The sequence below is a fragment of the Haloarcula salina genome, from assembly GCF_049603855.1.
GTDB lineage: Archaea > Halobacteriota > Halobacteria > Halobacteriales > Haloarculaceae > Haloarcula > Haloarcula salina_A.
In genome coordinates this window covers 2,083,834-2,096,184 of the sequence record NZ_CP187146.1, presented here as the reverse complement: position 1 = coordinate 2,096,184, position 12,351 = coordinate 2,083,834, and the positions used below count along the sequence as shown (strand labels likewise).

Sequence of the window (12,351 nt, the reverse complement as noted above, 5' to 3'; positions counted from 1 at the left end):
AGGTTGTTAGAACATCGCTCCGAGCGCGTCGCCGGCGTCTTCGTCGTCATCGTCGTCGTCGGCCTCGTCGTCTTCGGCCGCCGACTCGTCGGCGTCGTCCTCGGAAGCGGTGTCGTCGTCTTGGTCGTCAGCCGATTCCTCTGTCGCAGCCGCAGCCTCGACGCCCTGGAGCTCCTCGGGGAGCGCCTCGTCGTCGTCGATCTCCGCGGCCAGTGCGCGCAGCTGTGCGTCAGCTTTGCTCACGAGGTCGGGGACGACCTCGGGGTCCTCGATGGCGGCCTGGAGCGCGAGGCTCTTGGCGTCGCCACGGGCCGACTGCAGCATCGTCGTGACGGTCGTCGCGGTCGGGTACTCGGCGTTGACCGAGAGGTTGAACGCCCGACTGGCGGCCGCCTGGATGTCGCGCTCGTACTCGTCGACGTCGAGTTCGAGCTCCTCGGGTTCGAACAGGACGCCGTCGGCGAAGACGGCGCGGAGGTCGAGTCCGACCTCCTTCGGTTCGATGCCCAGTTCGCTGAGGACGTTCGAGAGGTCCTGTGAGACCTCTTCGCCCGCGTCCAGCACGACGGAGTCCGAGAGCACCTGAATGGAGCCCTCCTGGATGCGCGCGTCGGCACCGATGCTCTGGAGTTCACCGACGAACGGACCGGGGTCGACGCCCGTGTCGCCTTCCGGGATGACGATCTCGTTCGGGGCCACCTCGCCGGCGCTGATGGGGGCCGGCGTCTTGGAGGCCTCGAGTTCCTGGAACAGCGAGAACGGGTTGTCGTTCGTGCCGATGAGGCCGACCTGTCCGGTGACGAAGCCGTTGAGGTCTTCGAGACCGTCGTCGACTTCGTCGAGGGCACGCTTCAGGAGCGTGTTCCGGGAGACGCGAAGCTCCGCGGTGCCGTGCAGGTCACGGCGCATGTCCTGAAGCTGTCGCGAGGGAATGCCGGCGATGTTGACGACGCCGACGCTCTCGTAGGACTCGATCATCTCGACGATCGAGTCGACCTCTTCCTGTTTCCATTCGGGGATGGTCTCGGTCTTGCGTTCGGACTCGGCGCTCATATCAGGCCACCTCCACGGCCGGGCCCATCGTCGTCTTGACGTAGACGGTGTCGATGTTCAGCGGGCCCTTCTCGAGGTCCGCGTGCAGTCGGCGGAGGATGACGTCGATGTTGTCCGAGATGTCCTCGGCAGACATGTCCTCTGCGCCGACCCGCGTGTGGAACGTCCGTCGTTCCCCGCTGCGGAGCTGCACGGTGTTTTTCATGCGTTCGATGACCTCGACGACGTCGTCGTCGGGGTCGAGCGGTTCCGGCATCTTCCCGCGGGGACCGAGGACGGTACCGAGGTACCGACCGATGTCCTGCATCATGTCCTTCTCCGCGATGAAGAAGTCAGTGGAGTCGGCCAGGTCCTTGGCGGCGTCGTCGTCGCCACCGAGTTCCTCGAGTTCGTCCTCGTCGAGTACGTCGTCTGCGACTTCCTCGGCACGAAGGGCGGTTTCGCCCTCGGCGAAGACCACAATGGTGGTCTCCTGACCGGTGCCAGCAGGAAGCACGACGGACTCGTCGACACGGTTCGACGGGTCGTTAAGATCTAAGTCGCGCAGGTTCACTGCGAGGTCCACCGTTTCGCGGAAGTTCCGCTCGGGTGCGTCCTCGAGTGCGCGCGAGACTGCGTTCTCTATTTCCTGATCTGCCATTGTTCACCTCCGTAGTGCGCCGTATGGCTTCTACGGGTCAGTGAAACAGGCGGATGCCTGTCTCGTCCGGCACAACGCTAATGCGACACTTAAACCCGTCGAACCAGCCCCACGGCGGCTCACGGCCGTGTTTCCGCGTCTCAGGGGCGGGCACAAAACGGCGATCCCGACGGGCCACAGCCGCGGCTCGTCGGCCAGACCGCGAAAAACTCCTGTCGCTCCGCTCGAAGCGACTCGGACTACGCCGAGGCTTCGGCGGCGAACTCGTCGTCGTACTCGCCGGCGTCGATTCGCTCTTTGAACTCGCGGGGGTTCTCGCCCTCGATGGTGACGCCCAGCGAGGTGCAGGTTCCGACGACTTCCTTCGCGGCGTTCTTCAGGTCGTAGGCGAGCAGGTCGGGGTGCTTCTGCTCGGCGATCTGCTTGACCTGTTCGACGGAGAGGTCGGCGACGAAGTTCTCCTGGGGTTCGCCGCTTCCGGTCTCGAAGCCGGCCTCGTCCTTGATGAGCTCGGCCGTCGGCGGGACACCGACGTCGATGCTGAACGAGCCGTCGTCGTCGTAGTCGACAGTGACCGGGACCTCGGTGCCGTCGAACGCGGCCGTCTGGTCGTTGATCTCCTGTACGACTGCCTGCACGTCCACGGGTGTCGGGCCGAGTTCCGGACCGAGCGGCGGACCGGGGTTGGCCTGTCCACCGGGAACGAGGACTTCGATAGTTCCAGCCATGTATGGGCAAATCGCCGCGGCGGTTTAAAGGATTGCGTTTCGCAGACGGCTGCGTGAGGGGCACACACGCTCGAACTCAGAACAGTCGCGGCCGTGGTGTGTCTCGGGCCGCGTCAGGCGACGGCGACGCCGTTCATGGCGAGGAAGTCGCTCGCGCCCTTGATCTCGACCGGCGACCCGATGACGCGGACGCAGTCGCCCTCGCGGTGGACCGTCACGGTGAACTGCCGCTCCAGTTCCTCGCGGACCCCGTCCAGCGCACCGGCTGGCAGGAGGATCTGCGTACTGTCGCGGAACCTGTCGGCGGCACCCATTGTCGACACGTGACGGAGGATACCCTATAGGTGTGTCGAATTATTTGAGTGTCACTCGGCGGGGTCGGTCGCCTCTGGAGGGCGCGTCTCGGTCGGGGAGGAAAGCCTTATTCGGCACGGGCGGCCGACATACACCTAATGGGGCTCGAAGAGGAGATACAGGAACTCGAAGAAGAAATCGCCAGCACGCCCTACAACAAGTCGACAGAGGCGCATATCGGTCGGCTGAAGTCCAAGCTCGCAGAGAAAAAAGAGAAGCTCGAACAGCAGGCCTCCTCCGGCGGCGGCGGCGGTTACGGCGTCGAGAAGCACGGCGACGCAACCGTCGCTCTCGTCGGGTTCCCCAGCGTCGGCAAGTCGACGCTGCTCAACGCGCTGACCAACGCCGAGTCCGAGACGGGTGCCTACGAGTTCACCACGCTCGACGTGTATCCGGGGATGCTCAAGCACAAGGGCGCGAACATCCAGATCCTCGACGTGCCCGGCCTCATCGAGGGCGCGGCCGGCGGCCGCGGCGGCGGCAAAGAAGTTCTCTCGGTCGTCCGAACCGCCGATCTCGTCGTCTTTCTTATCTCTGTCTTCGAGATCGACCAGTACGACCGCCTCCGAAAGGAACTGTACGAGAACAAGATCCGCCTCGACCAGGAGCCGCCGTGGGTGAACATCCGCAAGAAGGGCAAAGACGGGATCTCCGTCAACACGGCTTCCGACGTGTCGCTCGACGAGGACACCATCAAGGCGGTCCTGCGCGAACACGGCTACGTCAACGCCGACGTGACCGTCGGCGCGGACGTCGACATCGACCAGCTCGTCGACGGTGTGATGGACAACCGCGTCTACCTCCCCTCGCTCGTCGCCGTCAACAAGGCCGACCTCATCGAGCCGGACTACCTCCCGACGGTCGAGAGCGAACTGGAGGAGCGCGACATCGACCCCGACGAGGCCATCTTCATCAGTGCCGAGGAGGAGAAAGGGCTGGACAGCCTCACCGAGCGAATCTGGGAGGAACTCGGGCTCATCCGCATCTACATGGACAAGCCGGGCCGCGGCGTCGACTACGAGGAGCCGCTGATCCTCCGCGAGGGCGACACCGTCGACGACGCCTGTGAGAAGCTCGGCGGGAGTTTCGACGAGCGGTTCCGCTTCGCGCGCGTCACCGGTCCGAGCGCCAAGCACGACGAACAGCAGGTGGGACGGGACCACGAACTCGCCGACGAGGACGTGCTCCGAATCGTCGCGAACCGCTGAGCGTATGCCGGCTCCGTTCACGGCGCACGCACGTGCGGAAAGAACAGCTATTATCTCGGTCAGACCCCGAGTCCACCCATGACCAACGCGCCGCACCGCCGTCTCGGTGCTGTCGTCGTTGCAGGTCTCGTCCCGTGGACGGTACTACTGGTCGGGCGCGACCTGACGCTCGTGTTCTCGTTCGGCCTCGTCAACACGGATCCGCTCGCGCTCGTCACCGTCTACGACTACTTCGTCCGGTTCACCCAGGGGCTGCCGCGCTTTCTCGAGGCCTGGGGGACCGGCGTCGTGCTGTATCTGCTCGGTCTGGCGAGCGCCGTCGCCGGCGTCGTCTGGCACGAGGACCGCCGCCTCACCGCCTTCGCGCTCACGGCCGCCGGGCTCTCGCAGGTCTCCGTCGCGCTGGGCTTCAACAGGCGGCTCGGCTCCACGGCGGTCCCGGTGGGAACGGTCGTCCTGCTGGCGGTGGTGTGGTGGTACTACTGGCCCGCGCTCCGCGGTGGCGGCACGGGCGACTGAAACCCGCATCGAAGCCGGTCGCTTCCGCCTGTGGCGGTACCCTTTTCGCTCGCTCGTTCGATAGTCCCGCGTATGTTGTCGCTCGATCATACAATGATGCGCGTCGAGGACCTCGACGCCTCGCTCGAATGGTACCAGACACACTTCGACTACGAGGAGAAGGGCCGCTGGGAGGCCGACACGTTCACCAACGTCTTCCTCGGCCCGGAGGACGCCCACGACGAGGGCGCACTCCTCGAACTCACGTACAACCACGACGGCCGGTCCTACACGATGGGTGACGCGTGGGGACACATCGCCGTCCGCACCGACGACGTGTACGACGCCTACGAGGAACTGATGGAGGCCGGCGTCGACGACTACCGCGACCCCGACTCCTGTGGCGGCTCCTACGCCTTCGTTACTGACCCCGACGGCCACGAGATCGAGATCGTCGAGCGCGACCACGGCGCGAAGTGGTCGCTCGACCACACGATGATCCGCGTCGAAGACGCCGAACAGGCCATCGGGTGGTACACCCGCAAGCTCGACTACGAACTGTTCCGCCGCTCGGAACACGACGACTTCGCGCTGTACTTCCTCAAGCCGGCTGACGCGCCGGACGAGGCGATGTCCGTCGAACTAACGTACAACTACGACGGCCGGACCTACGAGCTCGGCGACGCGTGGGGGCACCTCGCCGTCCGGACCGACGACCTCCACGACACCTGGGAGACGCTGATGCACCGCCACGCGGAGGACTACCGCGATCCCGAGAGCTGCGACGACCGGTACGCGTTCACCAAGGACCCCGACGGCCGCGAGATCGAGATCGTGACGAACTAGGACAGTCACACTCGGACTCGCCCCCGCTGGCTACCGCCCACATGTCACTGAGTTTTGGAATCGATCGCGTCCCTTTTTCCCGAGAACCGGTCGTTCCCGTACCTAAACCCCTACCGTCAGACGGGTGAATGACATACGTCTGAAATGAGCCACAAAGCCCTTATGAGGGCGTTTTACTGTCGCTATTGCCCGTTCTGTCGCGTGCAATATTGTGTCATACAGTCGTCGTGACCACAAAACATTTATAATTGACAGCAGTGGTTTTGATCGTACCCCTACCCATGGCGCCAGAAGTGAGTACACCGGTCCGGTCTATGCGCACTCGCGATGACTGCGTTCCGACCACGTGGAAAACTGCTGGTGTCGCCCGATAGCAACACAACACAAACTATGACAGGAACTAACGAGAAGCTCCGTAGTCTGTTCCTCACGGCGCTGATGGTGTTTTCGGTATTCGCCGGCACCGTCGCGTTCTCCGGTGGCGCAGCCGCCGCCGCTAACGTGGGAATCAACCAGGCCACGGAGTATACCGCCAACGGCGGTACCAACACGATCGAACTGGCACTGAACGATAGTACTGACACCGCTGTCACCAGCGGTGACGTCGATATCTTCATCGACGGCAACCAGAACCCGAGCGGCTACTCGACGAACATCGACCCCGATAGCGATGGATCCGACGCGACGAACGGTCGGATCGCCATCGGCATCGGGCAGGACGTCCAGCCGAACCGGAACCTGACGGTCCGGGTCGACGTGACCAACGGTGGTCAGACGTCCACGCTCGTCGCGAAGGACATTGACGTGACCTCGCGGACGTTCACGCCGTCCGGCTCCGACCGCTCGTACACGAACGTGTACCGCGGCGAGGTCATCGCCATCGAGGACCCCGACGCGACGAACAACCCCAGCGTCGAGATCGAGGAAGACGGCGGGTCCATCGTCGCTGACGACAGCTACGGCGACAACAGCGAGGTCTACGTCTTCGACACGGACGACCTCGACACCGGCCAGAACTACAACATCACGGTCGACGGCTCCGACGAGGCCGGCTTCCGTGTCAGCGACCTGAACCTCCAGGTCGAGATGGACGACAACGACGTCACTGACGAGGACGACATCATCGCTAACGCGACGATCCGCCGCGGTGGCCAGCCGGCCAACGCGACGCTGTTCTCCGACGACGGCGAGAAGGTCGACTCCATCGTCAAGAACCTCAAGGGTAACGACGTTACCCAGTTCAACTTCGGTAACATCAGCGACGCCAGTGGCTTCGATGCCGGTGACGGTCCGTACTACGTCAACGTGACGGACAACCAGACCGGCGTCACTGCCACCTCCGAGCAGATCAACGTCTCTGAAGCACAGGACGGCGAAGTGAGCTTCGACGAGAGCGTCGTCTCCGACGAGCGCGGTGACGTGGTCAACATCACGTACGAGCTCTCGAACACCGACGACGGTTACATCTACATCGGTGACGAAGACGACGACAACTACGCAGTCTCCGGCCAGATCACTGACGACGACGACGACGGCGAAGTCACCGTTCAGTTCAACAGCTACCTGGCTGGTACGTCCGCTAACGTGGGCGCCGTCGACGCCAGCGACGTTCTCTCTGTCGCCGGTGACGACGACATCGAGAGTGTCTCCGAGCACGGTTCCTTCGAGCGAGCCAACCTCGACGAGGAGACGCTCGACGCGTCCAGCTACAACATGAACGCGACCGCGGGTACGAACCCGAGCGACAACCCCGACTCCGTCGGGACGCTCCGACTCGAAGACCGCTCCACGGAGAGCATCCAGAGCTGGGTCGCCCCGCAGGACGCTGACCTCACGGACGAGGACATCGACATCTACGACCGCGTCGGCACGAACCTGACCGAGTCCGACGACATCGCTGACGGCGACATCATCGTCCACCAGGTCACTGCCTCTGGTGTCGAGGGTGTCCTCGCCTACGAGGAAGACGTCAACGGCTCGTCCGACGTCACGCAGGCGTTCCTCCGTTCGTCCAACCCCGGTAACCCGATCAACTTCACGGTCAACCGGACGAACGTCGGTGCGAACGCCGACGAGGACTCCATGGTCCTCACCTCGAACAACGTGACCGTTGTCGACGACCCTGACAACAACACGTACTTCGTCGCCGTCGAACTGGACAACGTCGACCAGTACGAGAGCGGCACTGATGTCCGCGAGGACGACGAAGACGACCAGATCACCGCCAACTTCACCGTCTCCGGCAACAGCGCTCTCGTTGACGACGACGACGGTGTCGAAACCGACTACACGATCACGGATCGCGACGCGACGCTCAACACGGCCAACGGTCTCGTGACTGTCCAGGCCGCCGCGGATCAGCCCGTCTCGGGCACGACGACGATCGCGCCCGGTTCGGAGATCGAGGTCCGCCTCGACTCCGAGAGCGACGCGAATCCGTTCATCATCCGCCCCGAGGCGACCGTCTCGCCGAACGGCACGTTCACTGCCATGGCGGACATGAGCGACTACTCCTCGGGCACGAACTTCACGGCGCAGGTGCTCGACGTCGACGGTGACGACCTCGGCGACGAGGAAGACGGTCGGATCACGTCTGCCCCGACCGCCACGGTGAGCATCAGCGACCAGGAATCCGACGGTAGCGAAGTCACCGTCGACAGCGCGCAGCTGTCCCAGGGTGGCTTCATCGCGATCCACGCCGGGAACGCCACCGGCGACGTGATCGGGAACTCCGAGTACCTCGAGGCAGGCAGCCACGAGGACATCACGGTGACCCTCGACACGCCGCAGGACGGCGACTTCACGGCTGTCGCGATGCCGCACCTCGACACCAACGACAACCAGGCCTACGACTTCGACGGCGGTTCCACGGACGCTCCGTACACGTCCAACGGCTCTGCCGTAGTCGAGTCTGCGAACGTCACCGTCACCGGTGGCGAGACGCCGACTGAGGAGCCGACCGACGAGCCGACCGACGAGCCGACCGACGAGCCGACGGAAGAGCCGACCACGATGGCCGGCACCGACGAGCCGACCGACGAAGGCACGACGGCCTCTGAAGGTCCCGGCTTCACGGCCGCCATCGCGCTCATCGCGCTCGTTGCCGCGGCGCTCCTGGCTGTCCGACGCGACAACTAACCGGAACCGCTCCGGTCCCTGAACATCCGTTTTTTCTTCGCGCGCTACGTCGATAGCGACAGCGTCGGGATCACAGCCCTGTCGCGCATACGTCCGTCATCCGACGACAGAGATTCGACGACGACTGGTCAACCCTGCGCGGTCGGGACTCGCTTGCGGACGGCCAACTGCTGGTCGTCGGTCGTGACCGGAACGCAGTCGAACGCCGACGAGACGCGGTAGTAATCCAGTACCTGCCGAACGTCGCCGCTGATCGCCGTCTCCCGGAGGTCCGCCTCGGCGACTGTTTCACCGAACGAGTCGTAGACGTCGTGCAGTGACGTTTCCGCGGGGATGCGTGCGCTCCCGGTTTCGCTCGTCGTGTACCGGCGGTCGACCTGCGTCTCGTATCGGTCTCGGTTGATCACCCACTGGGTCCCGTCCTCGTGTGTCTCCGCGACGACGGTCGGGAACGTCTCGATGTCGCGGCGGCCGGCGGCGTCGAGAATCAGATCGTACATCTCGCGTGCGAGGCTCGTCTGCAGTACGTTCCGCGCAGACAGGTCGAGTTGCGCTATGAGGTCAGCGTTCTCCGCCGCGAACGTCTCCGCGGCCGCTTGCTCCTCGCCGTCGAGATAGAACACGTCGGTGAACTTCCCCGGGTTGTTCGTCTGTGAGAGCCCAGCCGTTCCCTTGACCTGAATCGCTCGCACCTCGGACCGCTCCTCGAAGTTCAGGTCGGACCGAGAGATACCCGTCTGCGGGCACCGCCGTAGTTGCTCGTACGCTCTCGTCATTACTTGAATAGACAAGGATTAGTAGACATTTAGGTATCGGTTACGTACCAATCAGTGAAATCTCACTTTATCGAATCCGGCCGTGGCGTGCACTAGGACTGTGAGGAGGGAATCGCTCAAACCACCTCTGTGACACCGTCTTGGCACCGTTTAGAGCGGAGACATGTCAAGGAAGGGCATGTCTAATTAATTCTAAAAGACACTTTCAGTTGTCATATTTGTGTCTTACTTACCACATTTATTCCACAAAGCATTTACCTTACTTCGGGAAATGTGTGGATACCCCTACCCATGACGCCAGAAGTGAGTACGCCGGTTCGGTCTACGCGTGGTCGCGGTGACCGCGTTCCGACCACGCGGAAAACTGCTGGTGTCGCCCGATAGCAACACAACACAAACTATGACAGGAACTAACGAGAAGCTCCGCAGTCTGTTCCTCACGGCGCTGATGGTGTTTTCGGTATTCGCCGGCACCGTCGCGTTCTCCGGTGGCGCAGCCGCCGCCGCGAACGTGGGCGTCGATCAGGCAGTGGAGTATACCGCTAACAGCGGTACTCATACAGTTGAACTGGCACTGAACCAATCTACCGACCAGAGTGTCTCGAACATCGACATCTGGATCGACGGGAACAAGAACCCGACCGGCTACACCCCTTCCATTGCTGGTGGGGTTGACGGCCAGAACGGTCGAGTCGCCATCGACATCGACAAGGACGTGACGCCGAACCGGAACCTGACGGTTCAGTTCGACGCTACCCGTAACAGCGTCACGACCACCGTCACCGCGAAGGACATCGACGTAACCTCGCGGACGTTCACGCCGGACTCCAGCGCCCGGTCGTACACGAACGTCTACCGCGGCGAGGTCATCGCCATCGAAGACACTGACGCGTCCTCCAGCACGAGCGTCCTCGTCGAGGAAGACAAGGGTAGCGTTGTTACTGACGACAGCTACACTCAGTACAGCGACGTCTACGTCTTCAACACTGAGGACCTCGACACTGGTCAGAAGTACAACATCACGTCCGGGTCCGACACCGCTGGCTTCAAGGTCAGCGACCTCGGCCTCGCCGTCGAGATGGACGACAACGACGTCACTGACGAGGACGACATCATCGCCAACGTCACGGTCAAGCGCGGTGGCCAGCCGGCCAACGCGACGCTGTTCAACGACGAGGGCGAGAAGGTCGACTCCATCGTCAAGAACCTCAAGGGTAACGACGTCGTCCAGTTCAACTTCGGGAACCACACCGCCGACGACGCTCCGTACACCGTCAACGTGACGGACAACCAGACCGGCGTCACGGTGTCCTCCGACCAGATCAACGTCTCCGAAGCCGAAGACGGCGAAGCGAGCTTCGAGGAGAGCGTCATCTCCGACCAGCGCGGTGACGTGGTCAACGTCACGGTGCAGCTCGACAACACCGACGACGGCTACATCTTCATCGGTGACGAAGACGACGACAACTACGCGATCTCCGGCCAGATCACTGACGACGACGATGACGGCGAAGTCACCGTCCAGTTCAACAGCTACCTGGCTGGCTCGTCCGCCAACGTCGGTAACGTTGACGCGAGCGACGTCCTCTCCGTCCCCGGTGACGACGACATCAGCGGCGTCACCGAGCACGGTACGTTCGAGCGAGCGAACCTCGACGAGGAGACGCTCGACGCGTCCAGCTACAACATGAACGTCACCGCGGGCACGAGTAAGAGCGACAGCCCGGACAACGTCGGGACGCTCCGCCTGAGTGAGCGCTCGACCGAGAGCATCCGCAGCTGGGTCGCCCCGCAGGACGCTGACCTCACGGACGAGGACATCGACATCTACGACCGCGTCGGTACGAACCTGACCGAGTCCAACGATATCGCTGACGGCGACATCGTCGTCCACCAGATCACTGCCTCCGGTATCGAGGGTGTCCTCGCTTACGAGGAGGCCAACGGTGCGTCCGATGTCACGCAGGCATTCCTCCGCTCGAACGGTGAGGACGAGGCGTTCAACTTCACGGTCAACCGGACGAACGTGGGCGCGAACGCTGACGAGGACGACATGGTCCTCACCTCGAACAACGTGACCGTTGTCGACGACCCCGACAACAACACGTACTTCGTCGCTGTCGAACTGGATAACGTCAACCAGTACAACAGCACGACTCCGGTCCGCGAGGACGACGAAGACGACCAGATCACCGCTAACTTCACGGTGTCGAAGGACAGCGGCCTGGGTGACGAAAACGACGGTGTGGAAGACGACTACACGATCACGGACCGCGACGCGACGATCAACACGGCCAACGGTCTCGTGACGCTGCAGGCTGCTGCTGACCAGCCTGTCACCGGCACGACGACGGTTGCGCCCGGCTCCGAGCTCGAGGTCCGCCTCGACTCCGAGAGCGACGCGAACCCGTTCATCCTCCGCCCCGAGACGACTGTCACGCCGAACGGCACGTTCACTGCCACGGCTGACATGAGCGAGTACTCCGCCGGCACGAACTTCACGGCGCAGGTGCTCGACGTCGACGGTGACGACCTCGGCGACGAGGAAGACGGACAGCTTACCGCTGCGGCCACCGGAACTGTGAGCATCAGCGACCAGGAATCCGACGGTAGCGAAGTCGTCGTCGACAGCGCGCAGCTGTCCGACGGTGGCTTCATCGCGATCCACGCCGGGAACGCCTCCGGCGACGTGATCGGGCACTCCGAGTACCTCGAGGCAGGCAGCCACGAGGACATCACGGTGACCCTCGACACGCCGCAGGACGGCGACTTCACGGCTGTTGCAATGCCGCACCTCGACACGAACGGCAACGAGGCCTACGACTTCCCCGGTGCTGACGGTCCGTACACGTCCAACGGCTCTGCCGTGACCGTGTCCGCGAACGTCACCGTCGGTGGAACGACGACCGAGGAGCCGACCGAGGAGCCGACCGAGGAGCCGACCTCCGAACCGACGGAGGAGCCGACCTCTGAGGCCACTGACGAAGCGACCGAGGAGCCGACCGAAGAAGGCACGACGGCCTCTGAAGGTCCCGGCTTCACGGCCGCCATCGCGCTCATCGCGCTCGTCGCTGCGGCGCTCCTGGCCGTTCGACGCGACAACTAACTGG

Annotated in this window: 10 protein-coding genes; 5 read left to right on the top strand and 5 right to left on the bottom strand. The window is 63.5% G+C overall.

Features of this window, described 5'->3' with window-relative positions; all coding sequences use genetic code 11:
- Positions 1-6: 6 nt before the first annotated feature.
- The 4 genes from ACOZ4I_RS10735 to ACOZ4I_RS10720 form a co-directional block, all read right to left on the bottom strand.
- Positions 7-1,053, bottom strand: coding sequence for a 50S ribosomal protein L10 (locus ACOZ4I_RS10735; RefSeq protein WP_423999352.1), 1,047 nt, complete (start codon positions 1,051-1,053; stop codon positions 7-9).
- A 1-nt stretch (position 1,054) separates the two neighbouring features.
- A complete protein-coding gene (locus ACOZ4I_RS10730; protein WP_423999350.1) occupies positions 1,055-1,693 on the bottom strand; it encodes a 50S ribosomal protein L1 in 639 nt (212 codons plus the stop codon).
- A gap of 239 nt (positions 1,694-1,932) precedes the next feature.
- Complete coding sequence (locus tag ACOZ4I_RS10725) at positions 1,933-2,421, bottom strand: 50S ribosomal protein L11 (RefSeq protein ID WP_423999348.1); 489 nt, start codon at positions 2,419-2,421, stop codon at positions 1,933-1,935.
- A 113-nt stretch (positions 2,422-2,534) separates the two neighbouring features.
- Positions 2,535-2,735 carry a hypothetical protein gene (locus ACOZ4I_RS10720; protein WP_423999346.1) on the bottom strand — a complete coding sequence of 67 codons (201 nt, stop codon included), beginning with the start codon at positions 2,733-2,735 and terminating at the stop codon, positions 2,535-2,537.
- A 138-nt stretch (positions 2,736-2,873) separates the two neighbouring features.
- On the opposite strand from ACOZ4I_RS10720, the gene ACOZ4I_RS10715 reads away from it, so the two are divergent.
- The 4 genes from ACOZ4I_RS10715 (at position 2,874) to ACOZ4I_RS10700 (ending at position 8,465) form a co-directional block, all read left to right on the top strand.
- A complete protein-coding gene (locus ACOZ4I_RS10715) occupies positions 2,874-3,983 on the top strand; it encodes an OBG GTPase family GTP-binding protein (protein ID WP_423999344.1) in 1,110 nt (369 codons plus the stop codon).
- 78 nt (positions 3,984-4,061) lie between these two features.
- Positions 4,062-4,502 carry a TIGR04206 family protein gene (locus ACOZ4I_RS10710; protein WP_423999342.1) on the top strand — a complete coding sequence of 147 codons (441 nt, stop codon included), beginning with the start codon at positions 4,062-4,064 and terminating at the stop codon, positions 4,500-4,502.
- 72 nt (positions 4,503-4,574) lie between these two features.
- Positions 4,575-5,327, top strand: a complete 753-nt coding sequence (locus ACOZ4I_RS10705) for a VOC family protein (RefSeq protein WP_423999340.1) — start codon at positions 4,575-4,577, stop codon at positions 5,325-5,327.
- Between the two features lie 390 nt (positions 5,328-5,717).
- Positions 5,718-8,465 (top strand): DUF7282 domain-containing protein, encoded by a 2,748-nt coding sequence (locus ACOZ4I_RS10700; RefSeq protein ID WP_423999338.1) that lies wholly within the window; start codon positions 5,718-5,720, stop codon positions 8,463-8,465.
- A gap of 128 nt (positions 8,466-8,593) precedes the next feature.
- Here the strand turns inward: ACOZ4I_RS10700 and ACOZ4I_RS10695 are convergent, their stop codons facing one another.
- A complete protein-coding gene (locus ACOZ4I_RS10695; RefSeq protein ID WP_423999336.1) occupies positions 8,594-9,241 on the bottom strand; it encodes a hypothetical protein in 648 nt (215 codons plus the stop codon).
- 400 nt (positions 9,242-9,641) lie between these two features.
- On the opposite strand from ACOZ4I_RS10695, the gene ACOZ4I_RS10690 reads away from it, so the two are divergent.
- A complete protein-coding gene (locus ACOZ4I_RS10690; protein WP_423999334.1) occupies positions 9,642-12,347 on the top strand; it encodes a DUF7282 domain-containing protein in 2,706 nt (901 codons plus the stop codon).
- Positions 12,348-12,351 lie beyond the last annotated feature (4 nt).

Excerpts from the sequence above, each read along its gene's own strand:
- ACOZ4I_RS10735 (WP_423999352.1), bottom strand. The coding sequence starts at position 1,053 with ATGAGCGCCGAGTCCGAACGCAAGACCGAGACCATCCCCGAATGGAAA.
- ACOZ4I_RS10730 (WP_423999350.1), bottom strand. The coding sequence starts at position 1,693 with ATGGCAGATCAGGAAATAGAGAACGCAGTCTCGCGCGCACTCGAGGAC.
- ACOZ4I_RS10725 (WP_423999348.1), bottom strand. The coding sequence starts at position 2,421 with ATGGCTGGAACTATCGAAGTCCTCGTTCCCGGTGGACAGGCCAACCCC.
- ACOZ4I_RS10720 (WP_423999346.1), bottom strand. The coding sequence starts at position 2,735 with ATGGGTGCCGCCGACAGGTTCCGCGACAGTACGCAGATCCTCCTGCCA.
- ACOZ4I_RS10715 (WP_423999344.1), top strand. The coding sequence starts at position 2,874 with ATGGGGCTCGAAGAGGAGATACAGGAACTCGAAGAAGAAATCGCCAGC.
- ACOZ4I_RS10710 (WP_423999342.1), top strand. The coding sequence starts at position 4,062 with ATGACCAACGCGCCGCACCGCCGTCTCGGTGCTGTCGTCGTTGCAGGT.
- ACOZ4I_RS10705 (WP_423999340.1), top strand. The coding sequence starts at position 4,575 with ATGTTGTCGCTCGATCATACAATGATGCGCGTCGAGGACCTCGACGCC.
- ACOZ4I_RS10700 (WP_423999338.1), top strand. The coding sequence starts at position 5,718 with ATGACAGGAACTAACGAGAAGCTCCGTAGTCTGTTCCTCACGGCGCTG.
- ACOZ4I_RS10695 (WP_423999336.1), bottom strand. The coding sequence starts at position 9,241 with ATGACGAGAGCGTACGAGCAACTACGGCGGTGCCCGCAGACGGGTATC.
- ACOZ4I_RS10690 (WP_423999334.1), top strand. The coding sequence starts at position 9,642 with ATGACAGGAACTAACGAGAAGCTCCGCAGTCTGTTCCTCACGGCGCTG.